Origin of the sequence: Pseudoxanthomonas sp. USHLN014, assembly GCF_037153335.1 — a bacterium.
GTDB lineage: Bacteria > Pseudomonadota > Gammaproteobacteria > Xanthomonadales > Xanthomonadaceae > Pseudoxanthomonas_A > Pseudoxanthomonas_A winnipegensis.
Genome location: NZ_JBBCKO010000017.1, coordinates 1 through 21,949, shown reverse-complemented (window position 1 = coordinate 21,949; position 21,949 = coordinate 1). Strand labels below are relative to the sequence as shown.

Sequence of the window (21,949 nt, the reverse complement as noted above, 5' to 3'; positions counted from 1 at the left end):
GCCCGGCAGGGCGGCGTCAGCGCGCCGCGGTCAGCGGCGTCGCGCCGGCCTGCAGCTGCGGCCAGCGCGCCAGCACCGCGCGGCGGATGCCGGCTGCGTCCAGCCCGGCTTCGGCCAGTAGCTGTTCGCGGCTGGCGTGGTGCTGGAAGGCGTCGGGCAGGCCCAGGTGCAGCATCGGTACGGCCAGGCCCTCGGCGTTGAGCAGTTCGGCCACGCCCGAGCCCGCGCCGCCGGCCACCACGTTGTCTTCCAGGGTCACCAGGCCGTCGTGGCTGCGTGCCAGTTCCATCACCAGCTCGCGGTCCAGCGGCTTGATGAAGCGCATGTTGACCACGGTCAGGCCCAGCTCGCGCGCGACCTGCTCGGCGGCCGGCACGATGGCGCCGAAGGCCAGCAGCGCGACCTGGCGGCCACGCTGGCGCAGCTGCGCCTTGCCGATCGGCAGCGTGTCCAGGGTCGGCTCGACCGCCACGCCGGGGCCGGTGCCGCGCGGGTAGCGCACCGCGGCCGGGCCGGGATGGCGGAAGCCGGTGGACAGCATCTGCCGGCACTCGTTCTCGTCGGCCGGCGCCATGATCACCATGTGCGGCACGCAGCGCAGGAAGCTCAGGTCCAGGTTGCCCGCATGCGTGGCGCCGTCCGGGCCGACCACGCCGCCGCGGTCGATGGCGAACAGCACGTCCAGCTGCTGGATCGCCACATCGTGCACCAGCTGGTCGTAGGCGCGCTGCAGGAAGGTCGAGTAGATCGCCACCACCGGCTTGGCGCCGTCGCAGGCCATGCCCGCGGCCAGCGTCACCGCGTGCTGTTCGGCGATGGCCACGTCGAAATAGCGATCGGGGAATTCCTTGGAGAAGCGCACCAGCCCCGAGCCCTCGCGCATGGCCGGGGTGATGCCCAGCAGCAGCGGATCGGCGGCGGCCATGTCGCACAGCCAGTCGCTGAAGACGTCGGTGTAGGTGGACTTCTTGGCGGGCGCCACGGTGGGCAGGCCCTTGGTCGGGTCGAAGGGGCCGACCGCGTGATAGCCGATCTGGTCGCCCTCGGCGCGCTCGTAGCCCTTGCCCTTGGTGGTGATCACGTGCAGCAGCTGCGGCCCCTTGAGGCCCTTGAGCGTCTTCAGCGCGCCGACCAGAGCCGGCACATCATGGCCGTCGATCGGACCGGTGTAGTGGAAGCCCATCTGCTCGAACAGCGTGGACGGCACGAACATGCCCTTCCAGTGCTCCTCCCAGCGCCGCATGAAGCGCGCCGGCGGCTTGCGCTTGTCGCCGAGCAGCTTCTTGCCGCCCTCGCGCAGCGCGTTGAGCGTGCGCGAGGAGCTCATCCGCCCCAGCAGCTGGGTCAAGGCGCCGACGTTCTCGGAGATCGACATCTGGTTGTCGTTGAGGATCACCAGCAGGTCGGGTTCTTCCTCCATGCCGCCGGCATGGTTGAGCGCCTCGAAGGCCATGCCCGCGGTCATCGCGCCGTCGCCGATCACCGCCACCGTGCGGCGGCCGTTGCCGGCGCGCGCGTTGGCGATGGCCATGCCCAATGCGGCCGAGATCGAGGTCGACGAATGGCCGACGCCGAAGGTGTCGTACTCGGATTCCTCGCGCTTGGGGAACGGCGCCACGCCATCGGCCTGCTTGACCGTGTGGATCGCATCGCGGCGGCCGGTGAGGATCTTGTGCGGATAGGTCTGATGGCCGACGTCCCAGACCAGGCGGTCGTTGGGCGTCTCGTAGAGGTAGTGCAGGGCGACGGTCAGCTCGATCACGCCCAGGCCGGCGGCGAAATGGCCACCGCTGCGGCCGACCGACTCGATCAGGTAGGCGCGCAGCTCGTCGGCGATGGCGGTCAGCTCGGCCTCGTCGAAGCGGCGCAGGTCGGCGGGCGTCTCGATCCTTGACAGGCGGGGATAGCGGGTAGCGTCGATCATCGTGGCCGTCGGCAATGCAGTTGCGCATTTTCCTCCCCCGGGAAGGGAGGGGCAAGCAAGGCGGTCAGTCTGGGATCACCCAACGGCGCGGAATGTGAAGTATCGGCCGCAAGGCCCGGCTTGGGCCTTCAGGCCGACAGGCGCGAGCGCTTGGGCAGGTGCGTCTTCAGGAAGGCCATCTGGTCGGCCAGGATGTTGCGGTTGGACAGGATCAGGTGCTCGATCCAGCTCGGCCGATAGGGCACGGCCAGCAGCGGCATGTGCGCCTGCTGCGGGGTGCGGTTGGCCTTGCGCGAGTTGCAGTGGAAGCAGGCGCTGACCACGTTTTCCCAGACATCGCGCCCGCCCTTGGACACCGGCAGCACGTGGTCGCGGGTCAGCAGCTGGCGCGAGAAGGTCTGGCCGCAGTACAGGCACAGGTGATCGTCGCGTGCGAACAGCGCCTGGTTGGTCAGCGCGGGCGTGGGCGAGAGCCCGGCCGCGCGCGCATGGCCGCGCGAGGCGACGATGGGATGCAGCTCGATGTAGCTCTGCTGGCCGGTCAGGCGGTTGAGGCCGCCGCGCACGGTCAGGCAGGGATCGCCCAGGGTCCAGGCCACCGCATCGCGCGCGTACAGGCAGGTCGCGTCCTGCCAGTTGATCCAGTCCAGCACGCGACCATGCGCATCCAGCGACAGGAAACGCACGCTGGAAGGACGCGCCAGTGCGGAGAGAGAGGCGGGGAGGCCATCGGCCGGGGACGATGCATCCGGCAGGGCGCCGTCGATCAGGACCGGGTTGCCGGAGTCGTCCGAATGAAGCTGAGCGGTGTCTGCTTCCATCGGGGAAACAGCTTATACCCGATGGATGACGAATTGTGTACTGGGCCCAACGCAGCGCGCTCCGGAGTTTTCCCGGAGCGCGCTGGCGCGATGCCCTCAGGCGTCGAAGCGTGACGCGTCCATGGCCATCAGCGAGTCGGCCCCGGCGCGGATGGCGGCGGCGTGGGACAGCGTGCGCGGCAGGATGCGCGCGTAGTAGAAGCGCGCGGTCTCCAGCTTGGCCTTCTTGAAAGCCGCGTCGTGCTGCGAGGCCTGCGCGGCCACCACGCTGCGCGCCCACCAGTAGGCCAGCACGACATAGCCCGAATAGAACAGGTAGTCGGTGCTGGCCGCGCCCAGTTCCTCCGGATTGGCCGCCGCGCGCTTGAGCACGTCCTGGGTCAGCGCGCCCCATTCGGCGGCCTTCTCGCGCAGCGGGCCGAGGAACTCGGCCACCGCCGCATCGTCCTGGTGGGCGCTGGCGAACTGCTCGATCAGGCCCAGGAACAGCTTCAGCCCGGCCGCGCCGCTGGCGGCGGTCTTGCGCCCGATCAGGTCCAGCGACTGGATGCCGGTGGTGCCTTCGTAGAGGGTGGTGATGCGCGCATCGCGGGCCAGCTGCTCCATGCCGTGCTCGTGGATGTAGCCGTGGCCACCGAAGCACTGCAGCGCGTTATAGGTGTTCTCGATGCTCCACTCGGTCTGGCAGGCCTTGGAGATCGGGGTGAGGAAGCCGGCCAGGATGTCGGCCTGCTCGCGCTCGGCCGGGTCGGTGGCGTGATGGGCGATGTCGACTTGGGTGCCGGCGTGCAGGGCGAGCAGGCGCGCGCCTTCGGTCAGGGCCTTGATCGACAGCAGCATCCGGCGCACATCGGGGTGGACGATGATCGGGTCGGCCGGCTTGTCGGGGAACTTGGGACCGGACAGCGAGCGGGTCTGCAGGCGCTCGCGCGCATAGGTCAGGGCGTTCTGGTAGGCGCGCTCGGACAGGCCGATGCCCTGCAGGCCCACGCCCAGGCGCGCGGTGTTCATCATGGTGAACATGGCCTGCAGGCCCTTGTGCGGCTGGCCGACCAGATAGCCCTCGGCGCCATCGAAGTTCATCACGCAGGTCACCGAGCCCTTGATGCCCATCTTGTGCTCGATCGAGCCGCAGCGCAGCGCGTTGCGCGCCCCGACCGTGCCGTCGCGGGCGACCTGGAATTTGGGCACCACGAACAGCGAGATGCCCTTGGCCCCGGCCGGCGCGTCGGGCAGCTTGGCCAGCACCAGGTGGACGATGTTGTCGACCAGGTCGTGCTCGCCGGCGGTGATGAAGATCTTGGTGCCGGTGATGGCGTAGCGCTCATCGCCCAGCGGCTCGGCGCGGGTGCGCAGCAGGCCCAGATCGGTGCCGCAGTGCGGTTCGGTCAGGCACATGGTGCCGGTCCAGCGGCCCTCGACCAGCGGCTTGAGGAACACCTCCTGCTGCCAGGGCTGGCCGTGGAACTTCAGCGCCTCGATCGCCCCGTGCGAGAGCAGCGGGAAGTTGCCCCAGGCCAGGTTGGCGGCGTTGATCATCTCGCCCAGCGGCACGCCCACGGTGTGCGGCAGGCCCTGGCCGCCGAACTCGGTGGCCGCGGTCAGGCCGGTCCAGCCTCCTTGCGCGAACTGGGCATAAGCCTCCTTGAAGCCGGTCGGCGTGGTGACCTCGCCGGTGGCCGCGTCCAGGGTGCAGCCTTCCTCGTCGCCGACGCGGTTGAGCGGGGCCAGCACGGTGGTGGTGAAGCGGCCGGCCTCCTCCAGCACCGCGTCGATCAGCTCGGCATTGGCGTCGGCGAAGCCCAGCCGGGCGAACAGGGGCTCGACGTCCAGCACGTCATAGAGGGCGAAACGGACGTCTTTCAACGGGGCGCGGTAGCTGCTCATGCGGATGCTCTTGGTGGCGGCGCGGGCCGCCTCCCGGCCCGCTTCGGCCGCCAAGCATACTACTGCGTATGGAGCGGCGCCGACCCCGCGGCTCAGGCGAGGTGCGGGGACGCGGCGCCGTCAGTCCAGCAGGCCGTGGCGGACCGCGTAGCGCACCAGTTCGGCCGTGTTGCGCACCGACAGCTTGTTCAGCACGCGGAAGCGGTGGTTCTCGGCCGTCTTGGTGCTGATGTCCAGGCGCCGGGCGATTTCCTTGGTGGTCTGGCCCTCGACGATGAGGTGGAACACCTCGCGCTCGCGCGAGGTCAGCGCCTGGTAGGGGTCGTCCAGCTCGCGCCCGGGCTGCTGGATCTGCGCGGCCAGGGCGAGCGCGGCCTGCGGGCTGAAGTGGCCTTGGCCGGCGTGCAGGTTGCGCACGGCGGCGATCAGTTCGGCCGTGGCGGCCTCCTTGAGTAGATAACCGGCGGCGCCGGCACGCACGGCGTGCAGCACGTATTCGTGCTCCTCGTGCATGGTCAGCACCAGCACGCGCGCCTCGGGGACGTCGCTGCGCAGCCTGCGGATCACGTCGATCCCGTTGAGCCGGGGCATCGAGATGTCCACCACCACCACGTCGGGCTGACAGGTCTGCGCGGCCGCGACCGCGGCGACGCCGTCGGCGGCCTGGGCCACGACCTGGATGCCGCCGGCCGCCTGCAACAGGCTGGCCAGACTCTCCCGGACCAGGGTGTGGTCGTCGGCCAGCAGGACGCGGATCGGAGCTGTTGGCATGCGGGACCGGTAGAGAGCGATGCCAAATCGTTCGGCGCACGTGACATCCGATGTCCTGTGTTTGTCGTATGCGGACGCGGATTTGTCAATTGGGCGATGGATTCACTCGCCCGAGAGCGGCACGCGTACCTGCACGCAGGTGCCGGCGCCGGGCGAGGACACCAGCCGGAAACTGCCGCCGCCCAGGCGCAGGCGCTCGCGCAGCCCGCCCAGCCCGCTGCCGCCGCTGGTCAGCGCCAGCGCCGGGTCGCAGCCCACGCCGTCGTCGACGATCTGCATGTGCGCCCAGTCGTCGTGCGCGACCAGACGCAGCAGGATCGAGCGCGAGCGCGCATGCTTGAGCGCGTTGTTGAGCGACTCCTGCGCGGCGCGGAACAGCAGGGTCTGGCGCGCGTCGTCCATGGCCGGCAGCGGGCCGATCTCCAGGCTGACCTGCGGCCCGCCGGCCTCGGACTGGCTGCGCGCCAGCCAGCGCAGCGCGGCCTCCAGGCCCAGGTCGTCCAGGATCGGCGGGCGCAGCAGGCGCGACAGATGCCGGGTGTCCTCCAGGGTCTGGGTGCACAGCGCGATGGCGCTTTCCACCTGCGCGCGCAGCGGCGCCTGCGCCGGCCCCAGCGCGGTGCCGAGCAGGGCCAGACGATGCTTGAGCACGGTGAGGTTCTGGCCGACGCCGTCGTGCAGCTCGCGCGCCAGGCGCCGGCGTTCGTCCTCCTGCACCTTGACCACCGCGCGGCCCAGCCGGCGGAACTCGCGCTCGTTGGCTTCCAGCCGGTCGAGCAGGGCCTGGTAGCGCGCGGCGTCGTCGGTGCCGCTCATCGCGCACCCGCCTGCGCCGGCAGGCCGGCCAGCAGCGTGCGCCGCGCGGCGTCGGCGGCGGCCTCGGCACGCGCGGCGGCATCGGTCTGGCCGAGCCGCGCCAGGCGCTGCGCGGCCTGGGCATGCAGATCGGCGGCGAACAGCACATCGCCCCGGCGCAGCAGCTGCTGCGCCTCGCGATAGCGCGCCTGCACCTGCGCATCGGCGCCCTCGCGCAGCGCGCTCAGCAGGAACTGCAGGCGCAGGCCGACATGGCCGAGTCGGGCGATATCGTCGTCGAGCGCGGCCAGGGCCGCCTCGTCGTGCGCGCCCTGCAGGCGCGCCTGCAGCTGCAGCAGGCGCACGCCGGAGGCATCGGCCAGGCGGGTGGCCTCGGCCAGCGCCTGGTGCGCGCCGCGGGCATCGCCGCGCAGGCTGGCCAGCTGCGCCTGCAGCAGGGCGCGGGCGGCCTGCTGCTCTTCGGAGACCTCGTCGAACAGCTTGGCGTCCTGTTCCAGCTCGGCCGTGGCCCGTGTCGGCTGCCCGGCCGCCAGCCACAGCTGCGCGCGCAGCACCGCCACATCGGCGCGGCCGCGCTGGTCGTCGCGCTGTTCGAACAGCGTCGCCGCCTGGTCGGCCTGGGCCAGGCCTTCGGCCAGATGCCCCTGCCAGTAGGCCAGCTCGGCCAGGTTGCGGCGGGTGACGGCGACCTCTTCGAACATCTGGTGCGCCTCGGCCGTGCGCAGTGCGGAGTGCAGCCGGGTGGCCGCGTCCTGCCACTGGCCGCGCGCGGTGGCCAGCAGGCCGAGGTTCTGTTCGATGCGCACCTGGCCGGTGACATCGTCCAGCGCGCGGTAGGCCGAGGCGGCCTGCTGCCAAAAAGCAGCTGCGCTGTCGTAGTCGCCGAGCTGGAAGTTGGCGAAGCCGATGTTGTTGTAGGTCTGCGCGGTGCCGCGCGCATTGCCGACCTGCTGCCAGGCCTGCAGGGCGTCGCGGAAGGCCTGCAGCGCCTGCGCGTAGTCGCCGCGCTCCTCGGCCAGCAGGCCGGCTTCGTTGTGCGTGGCGGCCAGGCCGCCGCGGTCGCCCAGCGCCTGATAGAGGGCGCGCGCCTGTTCGAGACGGGCCGCGGCGCCGGCGAAGTCGCCGCGCACGCTGGCGATGCCGGACAGGTTGCGCAGGCTGGTGGCCACGCCGCGGCGGTTGCCGACCTGGGTACGCAGGTCGACCGCGCGGGTGTACTGCTCCTCGGCGGCCTTGCTCTGGCCCAGGCGGCCGTAGCCGACCCCCAGCGCGTTGACGGTCTCGGCCTCGCCGGCCAGGTCGCGGCCGCGGCGGAACAGCAGCTGGGCGCGCAGCAGATAGTCGTCCACGGCCTTGGCGGCGTCGCCGGCGAGGATGGACTGTTTGCCCAGCTCGAACCACACCCGCGGATCGTTCGGGTCGCGCTTGCTCAGGGCCAGCAGCCGGGCGCGCGCCGCATCGCCCTGGCCTGCGGCGGCCTGGGCGCGGGCCAGGTCGAGCTGGGCCTGGGCATCGTCGGGCCTGGCGTCGGCGATGGCCTGCCATGCCGTCAGCGCGGCCTCCGCATCGCCCTCGGCGCTGGCGCGCATGGCGCTGAGCATCTGCGCGCTGCGCGGCCAGGTCTTGGAGTCGAACGGCCGTGCCAGCAGGGCATCGGCCTGATCGTCCTCGCCGATCGCCTCGGCGGCGCGCACCTGTTCCAGGCGCAGCGGCAGCACGTCTGGCGCGGCGTCGGTCGCCTGGGTCAGGGCCGCAAGGCGCGGCGCGCCCTGGCTCTGCGCACGCGCGATGCCGGCCCGGCCCAGGGCCTGCAGCGCGGCGTCCGGCGGCGGGGCGGCGGGCCAGGGTGCGGGATCGAGGCCGAGCGCCGCGACCACCGTCGTCAGCCAGCCGGCCGCCGCGGCGCTGGCCGTACCGGCGATCGGACCTTCCAGCGTACGCGTGCCGCCGTCCGCACCGTCCAGCGTGGCGCTGAGACGCCAGCCCTGCGGGTCGTGCCGCATGCGCGGGGCGAGCACCTGGCGCGCGGCGGCCGCGCGGCGCAGGGCGGGCAGATCCAGTCTGGCCTGGCCGGTCGGGTCGACCGAGCGCAGCGCCTGCAGCGTGCGGCCCGCATCGACCACGGCCGTGCGCGCTTCCAGCGCATCGCGCAGCCAGGCGCCGAGACCTTCGCGCAGGACTGGATCGAGGTCGCCGGCGAGCGGCAGCACCAGTGTGCGCGCCAGCGGTGCGACGACCGGCGCCTCGGCCACGGCCGGCGCACGCGCCTGCTTCCACGACCAGCCGGCCCAGCCGATCAGCACCACGACGACCACCGCGGCCGCCACCAGCGCGATGCGTCGCCAGCCCGGGGCCTCCCGTTCCACATGGCGCCGGTCGATGGCGGCGACCACCTGGGCTGCGTCCTGCAGGCGCGCACGCGGCTGCGAACGCAGCAGCCGGTCGACCAGCCGCACGACCCACGGCGGAGTCTCCGGGCGCGCGCGGCTGACCGGTTCGGGCGTGCGCAGCATGCGCTGGGCCAGCACCTCGGCCATGGTGCCGTTGGCGAAGGGCAGCTGCCCGGTCAGCATTTCGTGCAGGATCAGCCCCAGCGCGTACAGGTCGCTGCGCGGGTCGACGGTCTCGCCGCGCGCCTGCTCCGGCGAGAGGTAGTCCGGCGTGCCCACGATCGCGCCCGAGTGCCGGGTCAACCCGCTGCTGGCCATCGAGCGGGCGACGCCGAAATCGTTGATCGAGGCATTGCCCTCCGCATCGAGCAGCACGTTGGCCGGCTTGAGATCGCGATGGACCACGGCGCGCGCATGCGCGGCTTGCAGGCCCAGCGCGATTTGTCGCGCGATGGACAGGGCGCGTTCGATGGGCAGTGGCCCTTCGCGTGCGAGCAGGGACTCGAGCGACTCGCCCGCCACGTAGTCCATGCTGATCAGCCAGCGGCCCTGGTGTTCGGCCAGGTCGTGGATGCGCACCACGTGCGGGCTGGAGACCTGGCGCGCCAGCAGCAGCTCCTGGCGGAAGCGCTCGAATACCTGCGGCCGCTCGGCCAGCTCCGGGCGCAGCACCTTGATGGCGACCGGGACTTCCAGGGTCAGGTCGTTGGCCAGGTAGACCATGCCCATGCCGCCCATGCCGAGCAGGCGCTCGACGCGGAAGCGGCCGGCCAGCACCTGCCCGCTCGCCAGGACATCGTGCAGGTGCAGGCCGGTGGCGGTGGGCGCGTCGGACATCAGGCCGAGGCGTGGTCGGTGCGGTCGCGCGCGCCGCGTGCGACCAGCCACAGGGCGCAGCGCTCGCAGAAGGCCTGCAGCAGTTCCATGTCCAGGGCGGTGATGGCCGCGCCGGGACGCGTGCTGTCCGCGTACAGCGCGCCGATCACCCGCTCGCCGTCGCACAGCGGCAGGCAGGCCAGCGCGCTGATGCCGGAGGCCATTACCGATTCGCGCGTGGACAGCCAGGGCAGGTGGCCGATGTCGTGGGCCACCGTGCCCAGGCCCTGCTCGAGCGCGCGCTGCAGCGCGCCGGTGCTGCCGCCGAAGTCGCGCGGGCTGCGCGTGCCGCAGGCGGCGGCCACGCGCGGCGCCTCCGGCCCGGCCAGCACCAGATAGCCGCGGTCGCACTGGGCCAGTTCGGTCACGGCATGGACGCTGGCGCTGAGCATGTCGTCCAGATCCAGCGCCTGGCCGACGCCATGGGTGAGGGCGGTGGCGCGCGTGCGGCGGGCCTGGGCGCGGCCTGCCTCGCGCGCGGCGTCCTCGTCCCCCAGCGGAGTGAACTCGACGTAGATGTCGCCGAAGCGCAGCCAGGCCGCGCCGGCCAGCCGCGCCGGCGCTTCCACGCGCAGGCTGTCGCGGAAGCTGCCGTTCTTGCTGCCCAGATCGTTCAACTCCCAGCCCAGCCCGTCGCTGCAGAGCCGGGCGTGGCTGCGCGAGACCGAAGGGTGGGAGAGCTGCAGGCCGTTGCCCTCGGCGCGGCCGATGGTCAAGGCCGCGCCTTCGCGCAGCAGCAGCGAAGGCGCGGGCGCATCGGGCAGGTAGGCGATCAGGCGTGCGGGCATTGCGCGAGCGTAAAGCAATGCGGCGCTGCTAAAGCGCCCGAAGAGCGTGTCATGGGCTTTGACGTGAGTGCGAAGCCGCCTGGGGCGCGTCGAGTCAAGGCGCGCGCCGCCGCCCAGGCTCGCCGCCTGGGCAAGGTGCGCAACACAGGATCGGCGCGCCCCAGGCGACTTCCCGGAGGGTTGGCCATTAGCGGCACGGAGCCGGCGCCGCGCGGCTTACCTTGGCGCCCAGCCAAGGCTGCGCCACGCGACAGCGGCTCCGCACCGCTGATGGCCAACGCATCTCACGTCAAAGCCCATGACACGCTCTAAGGATCGTAAAGACGCTGATAGTCGATCGAGAAGCGCAGGGTGGCCGCGCCCGCCAGCAGCGCGCCAGCCGGATTGCCGGCATGGTCGCCGGCGCTCCACACCTGCGGGATGCCGGTGCCGGCCTGCGCGGAGACGCGTTCGCGAAAGCTGTCCACCGCCACGGTCGCGGCGGTGAAGTCGCCGGCGGCCAGCGCGGCGGTGATCGTGTCCAGATAGCCGTCCAGCGGGCCGGCCTGCGGCGGCGGCAGGGCATCGACCAGCTCGCGCAGCTTGCTCAGCTTGTCGGCCACGACGGCGTGGGTGGGGCGCAGGTCGCTGACCAGCAGGAACTGCGAGAACCCGTCGGTGGTGCCGCGCGAGCGCACGCTGCCGGGGGAGATTTCGTCGGTGATGTCGCGGAACGCGCCGCCTAGCGGGGCCTTGAACAGGCGCAGCGTCGAGCCGGCGGTGTAGGGCAACACGTGGGTATGCAGCTCCACGCGCACCAGCTTCTTGAAGCTTAAGCCGCCGGCCACCGGCGGTTCGACCGTGATCAGCAGCGGCAGCGGCTGGATCGGCTGGACCACGGTGCCGGGCAGGCGGGCGGTCAGCGCGCCGAGTTCCGGCCCGCTCAGCAGCCGCGCGCTGATGCCCAGGTTCTCGGCGCTGAGGTTGCTGGCCTGGTCGAAGTTGATGGTCAGGTCGGCCAGCGGTGCGTTCGGCGCTCCGATGGCGACGGTGGCGGTATCGCTGGCGATGGCCACGTTGACCGGCACGGTCTGGGCGGCGGCGGCCCCCGAGAGCAGCAACCCGGCGACCAGCAGCAGGCGAGATGCGAACAGCGGGAATCGAGTCATGGCGCGAACCTTGTCGATGGCGTGCAGCCGGCCCTGGACCGGCTGCGGGCGGAAGGCCCCGCGGGGCCAGTGGTCAGGATCATAACCAGCCAAGAACAGGGATGCGCGTCACTGAGGGTTTTTACCCAGGCCCGCTGGGGGCAATACCGGATTGGCGGGCCCTGAGCCCGGGGGCAACGTGTGGTCACCCCGTTACGGGTCCCACTTTTCGGAGCCACGCACATGTCCCTGTCCCGCCCCGTTCTCTCCCTGAGCGTCTGTGCAGTCCTCGGCGCCATGGGCGCCTTCTCCACCGCCCACGCCGCCGCGCGCCTGGACGCGCAGCTGCAGTCCAAGATCACCAGCGCCGCGGCCGACGCGCCGCTGCAGGTGGTCATCACCTACAAGCAGAGCACCGCGCCGACCGCCTCGCAGCTGGCCGACCTCAAGGCGCTGGGCATCACCGAGGGCGTGGCGATGCGCGCGCTGCCCATCGCCGGCGCGGTGGCCACGCCGGCCGAGATCAAGGCGCTGGCCGCGCGCGACGACGTGGCCTCGATCTACTACAACGCGCCGCTGAAGTACTACGACGTGGAGGCCAACAAGATCACCGGTGTCACGCGCGCCTACGACAACCCGGGCGACTTCGGCCGTGCGGTGCCCTACAGCGGCCGCGGCGTGGGCGTGGTGATCAACGACTCGGGCATCGACGGCACCAACACCGACGTGGCTTATGGCTCGCACGTGGTGCAGAACGTGTTGGCCAACACCAACCTGGCCACGTTCGATTCGATGCTGCCGATCACCTACGTGGAGAACGTGCCCAATACCGATCTGGGCTCGGGCCACGGCACGCACTGCGCCGGCATCGTCGGCGGCACCGGCGGGCACTCCAATGGCGTCTACCGGGGCGTGGCCCCCGGCGCCAGCCTGGTCGGCTACGGCTCGGGCGCGGTGCTGCTGATCCTCGATGCGGTCGGCGGCCTGGACTACGCGCTGGTGCACCAGTTCAGCTTCAAGGACCCGATCCGCGTGGTCAGCAACTCCTGGGGCACCTCGGGCAAGTTCGATCCCACCGATCCGGTGTCGGTCTCCACCTACGAGCTCTACAAGCACGGCATCGTCAGCGTGTTCGCCGCCGGCAACGACGGCCCCAGCGAGGACACCCACAATCCCTATGCGCAGGCGCCGTGGGTGATCTCGGTGGCCGCCGGCGAGAAGGACGGCACGCTGGCCGGCTTCTCCTCGCGCGGCAAGCGCGGTGAGAGCGGCACCTTCACCATGGCCGACGGCAAGCAGTGGACCTACTTCAACGAGCCGACCATCACCGCGCCGGGCGTGGACATCATCTCCACCCGCGCGCTGACCGGCCTGCTGCCGCCGCTGGCCGCGCAGGACGACGTGGCCGCCCTGTCGCCCGCGCAGCTGCCGTTCTACACGGTGATGAGCGGTACCTCGATGGCGACCCCGCACGTGGCCGGCATCATCGCGCTGATGCTGGAGGCCAACCCGGACCTGACCCCGGCCCAGGTCAAGGACATCCTGGAGCGCACGGCGACCAACATGCCCGGCCGCGCCTATTGGGAAGCCGGCGCCGGTTACGTCAACGCCTACGACGCGCTGATGGAGGCCGCCAAGCTGCGCTCGGGCTACGGCAGCACGGTCAATTCGCTGAAGACCTTCAACAGCAACGCGCTGCTGTCGCCGGGCAGCTCGCAGCCGTTCGAGGTGCTGTTCACGCCGGTGGGCGAGCCGCAGTACCAGACCTTCGAGGTCGGCGACAACGTGGCCTGGGTCACCGCCAGCGCGACCATGACCGGCACGACCGCCGCCCTGGTGCTGACCGATCCGGACGGCGAGCGCTACGGTTCGTCCATCGCCCTGCCGCTGCTGGGCAGCTCGGTCAAGGCGAGCGCGCCGGGCAAGAAGGGCACCTGGAAGATCAGCGTCAGCGGCATCGGCTCGGTCGGCGGCGTGGCGGTCGATCCGCTGCGCGTCACCAACGGTGTGTCGGCGCCGGGCGTGGTCTCGGGCACGATCGAGTTCACCAACAGCGCCGGCTTCAGCGGTCTGAAGGATGTGCCGACTTCCAGCGCCTATCGTGGTGCGGTGGAGTACGCGGTCTCCAACCGCATGATGGATGGTTCGTCCAACGGCAACTTCCGTCCCAACGATGCGCTGACCCGTGCCGAGCTGGCGCAGTACCTGGTCATGGGGGCCGGTATTCGCCAGTCGCTGCCGGCGCCGGGCAAGGTCAGCTTCACCGGCCTGTCGACCAAGGACCCGAGCTATGCGGCGGCCGAGGCGGTGGTGGCCAAGGGGGCGGTGCTGCGTGACCTGTCGCAGAGTCAGGCCGGGGTGATGGGCCTGGTCAGCGGCAACTTCAAGCCGGCCGACAAGGTCACCAAGCTGCAGCTGGCCTATTCGCTGGTGCAGTCGCTGGGTCTGCAGGACACGGCGGTGAACTTCAACGGCACGCTGTCGGTCACCTACAACGGCAAGCAGCTGCCGATCGAGGACGTGGGCAGCATTCCGGCCAGCCTGCGTGGCTATGTCCAGTCGGCGCTGGACAACGGCATCCTCAACGCGCGCTACACCGTGACGCAGGGGGCGACGGATCTGCAGCCGACGCTGCACGCCTACTTCGACCCGACCAGCCTGGTCACGCGTGGCGCCTACGCGGTCACGGCCGGGCGCTTCCTGGACGTCAGCCGCCCAACCGAGGATTGATCGGGCCTGCGATTCGGTACTTCGGCGCCATGGATGGCGCGAGAAACGCCCCGCCTAGTGCGGGGCGTTTTTTTTGGAATGCTTCTTACGGTAGGCGACTGTGGCGAGTGGCCCTCGTTGGCTTCGGAAGGGCAGCGGTCCGGCGGGCAGTGGCCGCTTATCCCTCAAACAGGGCATCCTGCCCTGATTCGGGCGCTCGGCTTCCTGCCTCGCTAGCGCGGCCACCGCCCGCCGGCCCGCTGCCGCGCGCGTCAGGTCACAGGACTTCAGTTTGAGCCCCCTCCCTTGCGCGCAGCGCAGGGGAGGGATGGGGAGGGGTCGGGGCTTTACCGGGCAAGCCACCGAAGCAAGAGCAAAAGCAAAAGCACCCCACCCCCTCAGTCGCTAGTTCGCGACTTCGAGCTCCCCTTCGCCTTCGGCGAAAGGGAGGGGGCAGAGCGCTTGCTCAATGCGTTCGGATCGTAAGAAGTCCTGACTCTTCCGACCGCAGGGCCTCGACCCGGCTGGGCACGCGGAGAGCGGCGAGGATGGCCGGCGGCAGCGATTGCATGCGAGACATCCTCGCGGATTGCCGACCCGTTTCCGGTGGGAGGCGCAGTCGGGCCGTTCCCGAGCGTCTGCCATGAAGGAATGACCGAGCCGCGGAGCCGCGCCTAGCCGGGTCGAGGCTGGTGGGCGAAGTCCGCTTTACCGACCCCGCGCTCCAGCGAATCGAAGCATCGCTTCTAGCGCAGCACGCCGGCCAGACCCGGCGCGGCGCTCAGGCTGCTGTGCATGTCCAGCTCGAAGCTGCGCACGCTCTGGTCCTCAGGCGTGGCGCGCACCGTGCCCTTGAGGGTGTAGGGCAGGGGCTGGCCGCTGGCCAGGGCGCCGGCCACGGCCATGCGCGCGTTGGCCGAGGGGGTGAAGTTCACGCCGACCACATCGGCCGCCTCGGGTCCGATGGTGTAGCCGGGGGTGGCGCGCAGGGGGCCGGCGTCCTGGCCGGCGACGGTCACCGCCAGGTCGATGTCCTCGAAGCGCATCGGGATGCTGCTGTAGTTCTGCAGGCGCAGTTCGACCTGCCAGCGCCCGTCCGTACCGACGGTCACCTGCTGCAGGCTGACGGCCGGTTCGGACACGCGTTTGACCAGACCACGGTTACAGGCGGCCAGGGCAATGGCGCAGAGCAGGAGCAGCAGGAAACGATGGGCACGGGGCATGGGCGGGAACCGGCGTGATCAGGACGCAGGCGAGGATACACGCGGGCGTGGCCGGCCTTCAGCGCAGGGGCGCGCTGACCACCAGGTCGGACAGGTCGTAGCCGAGCTGGCCGGCGCGCAGCTTGATCGCCTCGAACAGGGTGCGGTCCATGGTCGGCTCGCGCGAAAGGATCCAGAAGTAGTCTCGGCCCGGCTCGCCGACCACGGCCCAGGTGTAGTCCGGGTCCAGGTCGATCACCCAGTAGTCCGCCCACACCCACGGCAGCCAGGACAGCCAGCCGGGCGCGAAGCGCACCTGCAGCTGGCCCGGCTGGCCGGCGACCGGGCGCGCCTCGCCGTCGGCCACGATCCGGCGGCCGTCCTTGCCCAGGCAGGCGTTGCGCACCCCCAGGTGACCGGCGGCGCGCAGGGTGTAGGTGGCGGTGATCTCACCCGCGCAGTCTTCCTGGAAGCGGTTGGGCAGATGGGCGACCTCGTGCCACTGCCCGGCGTAACGGGAAATGTCGAGCGCGGGCACCGAGGAGAACGCCGGCTCGGCGGCGGGCGCCGAGCCGGGCAGCCACAGCGCCAGCAATGCCAGCCAGGACAGCGGGGTGGGAATGCGGAACATGCGGGCCTCCGTCGGGGGCGCTCAGTGTGGCCCAGCGCGGCCTCGCCCGCGAGGCGCACCCGCACGACTTCAAGGCGATTGCGACCGGCACGGGCGTCGCCCTAACGGCGAGACCCTGGTGGACGCCCACGTCCCGGCATCAGGCGGGTAGTGGAAGCGGCCGGATGGCGGCATGCCGCCGGGCGATCAGCGGTAGCGCGGCGTGCCGTCCGGGGCGATGGCTTCGATGGTTTCCAGCAGACGGCGCATGCGCTCCTCCATGTCCGCGCGCGACACGGACGGGGCGGTGGCGGGAATCGTGCGCAGCAGCGCGCCGTCTGGCCCATAGACCATCAGCACGCCGCGCAGGCAGCGATTCGACGTGTCCACCAGAAACGAGGTCACCACCTCGTAGTCCCCGAGCCTGCGTTCCAATCGTTCCCCCGTCGCAGTTGAACCCAGGCTCCAGCGTAAGCCGGCTCATGCGAAAAACCCGTCACAGTTTGGTGGTGAGCGGGTGACGACGGAGGGCGCGTTCGCGTCAAGTCAGGTCCAGGCGACGGGGCACTCCGGCGCCCCGCCACCCGCCGTCATCAGGCGCCCGGATGCGAGGCCGCGCTGGCGTCCGGATGCGAAGAGCGCCGCCGCAGCTTGCGCGACAGCCATTCGCCGATGTCGTCGATCAGGGTGAAGGCCGCCGGGATCACGATCAGGCTCAGCAGGGTGGAGGTCACCAGGCCGCCGATCACGGCGATGGCCATCGGCGCGCGGAAGCTGGAATCGCCGGCGAAGCCCAGCGCGATCGGCATCATGCCCGCGCCCATGGCCAGGGTGGTCATGATGATCGGCTGGGCGCGCTTGCGGCAGGCATCGATCAGGGCATCGTGCTGGCTGAGGCCGTGTTCGTCCTCGGCGATCACCGCGTAATCCACCAGCAGGATCGAGTTCTTGGTGGCGATGCCGATCAGCATCAGCAGGCCGATCAGCGCCGGCAGCGAGAGCATGTTCTGGGTGAGCAGCAGCGCGCCGAACGCACCGCCCGCGCACAGCGGCACAGCGATCAGGATGGTCAGCGGCATCAGCGCGTGGTTGAACAGCAGCAACAGCACCATGTAGATGCACGCGATGCCGGCGGCCATGGCCAGCAGGAAGCCGACGAACAGTTCCACGAACACCTCCGCATCGCCGGTGTTGAGGAAGCTCACGCCCGGCGGCAGGTGCTGCACGCTGGGCAGCTTCTGCACCGTGTCCATCACATCGCCCAGCGGCCGGCCGTTGAGCTCGGCGGTGAGGGTGACGTTGCGCTGGCGCTGGTAGCGCGAGATCTGCGAGGGGCCGCTGCCCAGCTCGATGTCGGCGACCGCCGCCAGCGGCACCGACCCATAGCGGCCGGGTACGCGCAGCTGGCCGATCAGCGCGGGGTTAGACAGCGTGGCCTGGGAAAAGCCGACGCGGATCGGCACCTGGCGATCGGGCAGGTTCAGCTTGGCCAGGCGCTGCTCGTAGTCGCCTGCGGTCGCGATGCGGGCGGCCTCGGCGATGTCGGCGGTGGACACGCCCAGGTCCGCCGCGCGCGCCGGGTTGGGCACGATCTGGATCTCCGGGCGCAGCAGCGAGGCGGTCGAGGTCACGCTGCCCAGCCCCGGGATGTCGCGCAGGTCGCGCTCCAGCGCCAGCGAGGCGTCCTGCAGGTGCTGCGGATCGTCGCCGGACAGCACCAACTGCAGCAGATTGCCCGGTTCGGAACTGACATAGCTCACGCGCACGCCGGGCAGATCGGCCAGCCGCGCCCGCGCATCGCGCTCCAGCGCGCGCTGGTCGCGCTTGCGCGTATCGGCCGCGCCCCAGTCCAGCACCAGGGTCGCCTTGCGCGGATCGGCCACGCCGGTGGTGGAGGGGTCGCCCAGGTCCAGCACGCTGCCCACGGCGGTGTAGACCTGCTTGAGTTCGGGCATGTCCTTGAGCAGGGCGCGCGCGCGCTCGGCCACGGCCACGGTGTCCTCCAGCCGCGTGCCCGGCGGCAGCTCCAGGCTCAGGTTGCTGCGGCCCAGGTCGGACTGCGGGATGAAGGTCGCCGGGATCAGCGGCACCAGCGCCAGCGAGGCCACGAACAGCCCGGCCGCGATCCACAGCGTGCGCCCGCGATGGCGCAGCGCCGCGTCCACCCAGCCCAGGTACCAGGTCATCAGCCGCGACTCGCCCTTCTCCTCGCCATGCGGCTTGAGCAGGTAGGCGGCCATCATCGGCGTGAGCAGGCGCGCGACCAGCAGCGAGAACAGCACCGCGGTGGCCGCGGTCCAGCCGAACTCGCGGAAGAACTTGCCGGCGATGCCCGGCATGAAGGCCACCGGCACGAACACCGCCGCCAGCGTCAGCGAGGTGGCGATGACGGCGTTGCCGATCTCGCCGGCGGCCTCGCGCGCGGCCTCCAGCGGCGGCTTGCCCATTCGCAGGTGACGCACGATGTTCTCGATCTCCACGATCGCATCGTCGACCAGGATGCCGACCACCACCGACAGCGCCAGCAGGGTGATGATGTTGAGCGTGAAGCCGAACCAGTGCATCACCGCGAAGGTCGGGATGATCGACAGCGGCAGCGCCAGCGCCGAGACCCAGGTCGCGCGCCAGTCGCGCAGGAAGGCCCACACCACCAGCAGCGCCAGCAGCGCGCCTTCGTAGAGCATGGTCATCGACGAATCGTAGGAGCGATGGGTCTCGTCGATGGCCGTGGTGACCAGGCGGAAGTCCACGCCGGGGTGGGACGCCTTGAGCGCGTCCAGCGCCTTGTGCACGCCGGCCTCGACCTTGACCTCGCTGGAGCCGCGCGTGCGCGACATCGAGAAGGCCACCACTGCCTTGCCATCCAGCAGCGCGGCCTGGGTGGGATCGGCCGCCGCGTCGGTGACCGTGGCCAGCGCCGACAGGCGCACCGAGCGCCCGTCCGGCAGGCTGATCGAGTAGTCGCGCAGCGCCTGCGCGTCGGCGACCGTGCCCAGCGTGCGGATGGTCTGCTGCGCGCCGTCCAGCTCGGCCTTGCCGCCGGCGCGTTCGACCTGGATCTTGGCCAGCTGCTGGGAGACAGCGCCGGCGGTGATGCCGAAGGCGAGCAGGGCGTTGGGATCCAGGTCCACGCGCACCTGGCGCTCGACGCCGCCCACGCGCGTGACCCGCGCCACACCGGGCACGCCGTACATCGCGCGCGAGATCTCGCGGTCGACGAACCAGCTGGCTTCGTCCGGGCTCATCTGCGGGGCGACCAGCGCGTAGGTCATCAGCGAGCCGCCGATGTCGACCTTGGAGATCACCGGCTCCTGGATGTCCTGCGGCAGGTCGGTGCGGATGCGGGTGACCGCATCGCGCGTGTCGTCCAGCGCGGTGCCGAGGTCGGCCTCCAGCTGGAACTCGATGCTGGTGGTGCTGACGCCCTCGCTGACCGTGGACATTACGCGCTTGACGTTGTTGATCGTGGCCACCGAGTCCTCGACCTTGCGCGTGACCTCGGCCTCCAACTGGCTGGGCGAGGCGCCCGGCTGGGTCACCGTGACGGTGGTCATCGGGAAGGCGATGTCGGGGAAGCGCGCGACCGGCAGCGCGTGGAAGCCCCACAGGCCGGCCACGCATAGCACGAAGAACAGCATCAGCGCCGGCAGCGGCCGGCGGATGGCCCAGGCGGAGAAGTTCATGGCGCGCGCGCTCCCTTGCCGGCCTCGACCACGCGCACGCGGTCGCCGTCGCCGAGGAAGCCCGCGCCCTCGGACACGACCTGCTCGCCGTCCTTCAGGCCTTCGACGATCTCGGTGCGGGCCTGCACGGTCTGCCCCGTGCGCACGCGCCGGCGGGCCACGCTGCCCTTGTCCTTGAGCGTGAACACATAGCTGTGGCCATCGCGCTGGACGATGGCCGCGCTGGGCACCATCAGCGCCTGGCCGTCGCCGGTGAGGATGCGGCCTTCGACGAAGGTGCCCGGCTTGAGCGGGCCGGGCGCGGGCAGGTCCGCATACACCGTGCCAGTGCGCGTCTGCGCGTCCACGCCAGGCGTCACGGCGCGCACGCGGCCGGCGATCGGCTGGCCGGCATAGGTCAGGGCGACGGGGTTGCCGACGGCCACGTCGGCCAGCTGCGCTTCGGGCAGTTCGGCGCGCCATTCCAGGCGGCCGTCGCGGATCAGGCGCAGCAGCTCGCTGCCGGCCGCGACGACCTGGCCGGGCTGGATCAGCCGCTTGGAGATCACGCCATCGGCGGGCGCACGCAGCTCGGCGAAATCGCGCTGCAGCCGGGCCGCGTCCAGCGCGGCGCGCGCGGTCGCCAGCTGCGCCCGGGCCTGGGTCGCGGTGGCGCGCAGTTCGTCCAGGTCGCTGGCGCTGATCAGCTGCGAGGCCGCGAGCTTCTCGCCGCGTGTCTGCTTCGCCTGCGCCAGTTCCAGCGCGGCCTTGGCCTGCTGGGCGGCAGCATCGGCCTGGGCCACCTCGCTGTCGAGCGTGCGGTGGTCCAGCTCCAGCAGGACCTGGCCCCGCTTCACCGTCTGGCCGACATCGACGTTGAGACGGGTGATGCGCTGGCCGCTCAGTTCGACGCCGAGCTGCATTTCCTCATAGGCCGACACCGGGCCGGACACGATCACGCTGCGCGCCAGCGGATAGATGCGCGCCGGCGTCAGGGCAACGGCGAGTGCCGAGGAGCCCTCCACGGGCTTGTCCTTGGCACCGCCACCACAGGCGGCGAACAGGGGCAGGGCGGCGAACAGCAGGGACCAACGCAGGAGTGGCGCACGCATAGAGGAACCAGAGGCAAGAGGTGGAGTGCTGGCTGGTGCTAGGCGCCGGTCGGCCCGCACATGGCTGATGGAAACAGCGCTGGTCCGGGACGCGTCCCGGGCGAAGTCAGGTGGAGACGGCGGATTGCCGGCGGATCTGTTGCTCGACACCGTCCAGGAGCAGGTCGATGCCGTTACGGAAGCGCGCGTCGAAGTTCGGCTCGGCCAGCACCTCGCGCGCCTCCCAGCAGTGCGGGAAGCGCGCCCTGGCCAGTTCGAAGAACGCCTGCTGCACGCCTTCCAGCGCGTCCGGGTCGGTCGGCAGCGACTGCTCCTCGATCACGAAGCCCATGACGTAGTAGACCGAATCCAGCGCCGTGCTCGCGGCGAACGCCACCGGCGCGCCGGCCTGCATCAGCGCCGCGATGGTCGCATCGCCCACGCGCAGCATGTTCTCGGTGGCCAGGAAGGTGCCCGCGAACACGCGCGCGCCATCGCGATGCGCCTTGAACGCGGTGCGGAACTCGCTTGCGATCTGATGCATCGTGGTCCGCCAGTCCTGTCCTTTTGGGATGTCGCGCGCCACCTCGGCGATCAGCGCATCGGCCAGCGCATCGACCAGCGCCTGCTTGCTCTTGAAGTGCCAATACAGCGAAGGCGCACGGATCCCTAAACTGCACGCTAGCTTGCGCAGGCTGATGCCCTCCATGCCCGCCTCGTCGAGCTGACGAAACGCCGCCTGGAGAATGTGGTCCTGCGTAAGCGGGCTGCGCATGGGCGTGGCATGGCGTCTAACAGCGTTAGGTTGCGGACTCTAACGGTGTTAGGGCGGGTTGGCAAATGCTTTGCCGAACAGGAAACGCCGAAGGAGACGACGGTTATCGGCTGGCCGCGTGTCTTTCAGCGGTCCTGTGGAGTGCCTTGTGCTGCTGACCAACAGGGCCCTGCGAATTCACCGATCGTCATCGGGCCGTTGGACTAGCGAATGTGCGCCTCATCTTGCCAGCGGCTAGCGCCGTTCGAGATACAAGCACTGACCAACTCAATGGGCGTCGCGTGCCCGTTTCCCGGGGGAGGATTCGACTGGGCAGCAAGCTGCCCAGTCGTTCGGTGCTACGTGGTTAGAGGAACACGTAGCCCAGCACACCGTCCATTGCCGGATTAGGGGTTCTACCCCGAAATCACGGACGGTTGTAAAAGGGCTGAGAACTTCTGGTCTTGCCTGGCGACCCTTCGTCGCATCCTCGGGTTGTGGAACCGCTCGATGTATTCGAA

Annotated in this window: 15 protein-coding genes; 1 reads left to right on the top strand and 14 read right to left on the bottom strand. The window is 70.8% G+C overall.

Annotated elements, in window-relative coordinates; all coding sequences use genetic code 11:
- Positions 1–16: 16 nt before the first annotated feature.
- The 8 genes from dxs to WFQ05_RS19970 all read right to left on the bottom strand — a co-directional run bounded on the left by dxs (position 17) and on the right by WFQ05_RS19970 (position 11,421).
- The gene (gene dxs, locus WFQ05_RS20005; protein ID WP_337055138.1) at positions 17–1,924 is read right to left on the bottom strand and encodes a 1-deoxy-D-xylulose-5-phosphate synthase; all 1,908 of its coding nucleotides are present in this window, start codon (positions 1,922–1,924) and stop codon (positions 17–19) included.
- Between the two features lie 128 nt (positions 1,925–2,052).
- Positions 2,053–2,745, bottom strand: a complete 693-nt coding sequence (locus WFQ05_RS20000; RefSeq protein ID WP_165402972.1) for an HNH endonuclease — start codon at positions 2,743–2,745, stop codon at positions 2,053–2,055.
- A 96-nt stretch (positions 2,746–2,841) separates the two neighbouring features.
- Positions 2,842–4,632 carry an acyl-CoA dehydrogenase C-terminal domain-containing protein gene (locus tag WFQ05_RS19995; RefSeq protein ID WP_337055137.1) on the bottom strand — a complete coding sequence of 597 codons (1,791 nt, stop codon included), beginning with the start codon at positions 4,630–4,632 and terminating at the stop codon, positions 2,842–2,844.
- 120 nt (positions 4,633–4,752) lie between these two features.
- Entirely contained in the window at positions 4,753–5,403 is a 651-nt protein-coding gene (locus WFQ05_RS19990; RefSeq protein ID WP_130517566.1) for a response regulator transcription factor, read from the bottom strand.
- A 102-nt stretch (positions 5,404–5,505) separates the two neighbouring features.
- Positions 5,506–6,219, bottom strand: a complete 714-nt coding sequence (locus WFQ05_RS19985) for a sensor histidine kinase (protein ID WP_130517568.1) — start codon at positions 6,217–6,219, stop codon at positions 5,506–5,508.
- A complete protein-coding gene (locus WFQ05_RS19980) occupies positions 6,216–9,446 on the bottom strand; it encodes a protein kinase (RefSeq protein ID WP_337055136.1) in 3,231 nt (1,076 codons plus the stop codon). The genes WFQ05_RS19985 and WFQ05_RS19980 overlap by 4 nt, the downstream gene beginning before the upstream one ends.
- On the bottom strand, positions 9,446–10,273 hold the full coding sequence (locus WFQ05_RS19975) for a GAF domain-containing protein (RefSeq protein ID WP_306991122.1): 828 nt from the start codon (positions 10,271–10,273) through the stop codon (positions 9,446–9,448). The genes WFQ05_RS19980 and WFQ05_RS19975 overlap by 1 nt, the downstream gene beginning before the upstream one ends.
- A 308-nt stretch (positions 10,274–10,581) precedes the next feature.
- Positions 10,582–11,421, bottom strand: coding sequence for a DUF6689 family protein (locus tag WFQ05_RS19970; protein WP_337055135.1), 840 nt, complete (start codon positions 11,419–11,421; stop codon positions 10,582–10,584).
- A gap of 222 nt (positions 11,422–11,643) precedes the next feature.
- Here WFQ05_RS19970 and WFQ05_RS19965 point away from each other — a divergent pair, with 222 nt between their 5' ends.
- The gene (locus WFQ05_RS19965) at positions 11,644–14,130 is read left to right on the top strand and encodes a S8 family serine peptidase (protein WP_337055134.1); all 2,487 of its coding nucleotides are present in this window, start codon (positions 11,644–11,646) and stop codon (positions 14,128–14,130) included.
- 725 nt (positions 14,131–14,855) lie between these two features.
- Here WFQ05_RS19965 and WFQ05_RS19960 read toward each other — a convergent pair.
- From WFQ05_RS19960 to WFQ05_RS19935, 6 genes are all read right to left on the bottom strand, one after another.
- Positions 14,856–15,332 (bottom strand): LEA type 2 family protein, encoded by a 477-nt coding sequence (locus WFQ05_RS19960; RefSeq protein ID WP_337055133.1) that lies wholly within the window; start codon positions 15,330–15,332, stop codon positions 14,856–14,858.
- A gap of 58 nt (positions 15,333–15,390) precedes the next feature.
- The gene (locus tag WFQ05_RS19955) at positions 15,391–15,942 is read right to left on the bottom strand and encodes a lipocalin family protein (protein ID WP_337055132.1); all 552 of its coding nucleotides are present in this window, start codon (positions 15,940–15,942) and stop codon (positions 15,391–15,393) included.
- A gap of 186 nt (positions 15,943–16,128) precedes the next feature.
- On the bottom strand, positions 16,129–16,356 hold the full coding sequence (locus tag WFQ05_RS19950; protein WP_337055131.1) for a hypothetical protein: 228 nt from the start codon (positions 16,354–16,356) through the stop codon (positions 16,129–16,131).
- Positions 16,357–16,514: 158 nt separating this feature from the next.
- Positions 16,515–19,604, bottom strand: a complete 3,090-nt coding sequence (locus WFQ05_RS19945; RefSeq protein ID WP_337055130.1) for an efflux RND transporter permease subunit — start codon at positions 19,602–19,604, stop codon at positions 16,515–16,517.
- The gene (locus tag WFQ05_RS19940) at positions 19,601–20,695 is read right to left on the bottom strand and encodes an efflux RND transporter periplasmic adaptor subunit (protein WP_286574967.1); all 1,095 of its coding nucleotides are present in this window, start codon (positions 20,693–20,695) and stop codon (positions 19,601–19,603) included. Before WFQ05_RS19940 ends, WFQ05_RS19945 begins: the two co-directional genes overlap by 4 nt.
- Positions 20,696–20,801: 106 nt before the next feature.
- A complete protein-coding gene (locus WFQ05_RS19935; RefSeq protein WP_337055129.1) occupies positions 20,802–21,449 on the bottom strand; it encodes a TetR/AcrR family transcriptional regulator C-terminal domain-containing protein in 648 nt (215 codons plus the stop codon).
- Between the last annotated feature and the right edge of the window lie 500 nt (positions 21,450–21,949).

What these genes read in the sequence shown, in the direction of transcription:
- dxs (WP_337055138.1), bottom strand. Translation starts at nt 1,924, where the DNA reads ATGATCGACGCTACCCGCTATCCCCGCCTGTCAAGGATCGAGACGCCC.
- WFQ05_RS20000 (WP_165402972.1), bottom strand. Translation starts at nt 2,745, where the DNA reads ATGGAAGCAGACACCGCTCAGCTTCATTCGGACGACTCCGGCAACCCG.
- WFQ05_RS19995 (WP_337055137.1), bottom strand. Translation starts at nt 4,632, where the DNA reads ATGAGCAGCTACCGCGCCCCGTTGAAAGACGTCCGTTTCGCCCTCTAT.
- WFQ05_RS19990 (WP_130517566.1), bottom strand. Translation starts at nt 5,403, where the DNA reads ATGCCAACAGCTCCGATCCGCGTCCTGCTGGCCGACGACCACACCCTG.
- WFQ05_RS19985 (WP_130517568.1), bottom strand. Translation starts at nt 6,219, where the DNA reads ATGAGCGGCACCGACGACGCCGCGCGCTACCAGGCCCTGCTCGACCGG.
- WFQ05_RS19980 (WP_337055136.1), bottom strand. Translation starts at nt 9,446, where the DNA reads ATGTCCGACGCGCCCACCGCCACCGGCCTGCACCTGCACGATGTCCTG.
- WFQ05_RS19975 (WP_306991122.1), bottom strand. Translation starts at nt 10,273, where the DNA reads ATGCCCGCACGCCTGATCGCCTACCTGCCCGATGCGCCCGCGCCTTCG.
- WFQ05_RS19970 (WP_337055135.1), bottom strand. Translation starts at nt 11,421, where the DNA reads ATGACTCGATTCCCGCTGTTCGCATCTCGCCTGCTGCTGGTCGCCGGG.
- WFQ05_RS19965 (WP_337055134.1), top strand. Translation starts at nt 11,644, where the DNA reads ATGTCCCTGTCCCGCCCCGTTCTCTCCCTGAGCGTCTGTGCAGTCCTC.
- WFQ05_RS19960 (WP_337055133.1), bottom strand. Translation starts at nt 15,332, where the DNA reads ATGCCCCGTGCCCATCGTTTCCTGCTGCTCCTGCTCTGCGCCATTGCC.
- WFQ05_RS19955 (WP_337055132.1), bottom strand. Translation starts at nt 15,942, where the DNA reads ATGTTCCGCATTCCCACCCCGCTGTCCTGGCTGGCATTGCTGGCGCTG.
- WFQ05_RS19945 (WP_337055130.1), bottom strand. Translation starts at nt 19,604, where the DNA reads ATGAACTTCTCCGCCTGGGCCATCCGCCGGCCGCTGCCGGCGCTGATG.
- WFQ05_RS19940 (WP_286574967.1), bottom strand. Translation starts at nt 20,695, where the DNA reads ATGCGTGCGCCACTCCTGCGTTGGTCCCTGCTGTTCGCCGCCCTGCCC.
- WFQ05_RS19935 (WP_337055129.1), bottom strand. Translation starts at nt 21,449, where the DNA reads ATGCGCAGCCCGCTTACGCAGGACCACATTCTCCAGGCGGCGTTTCGT.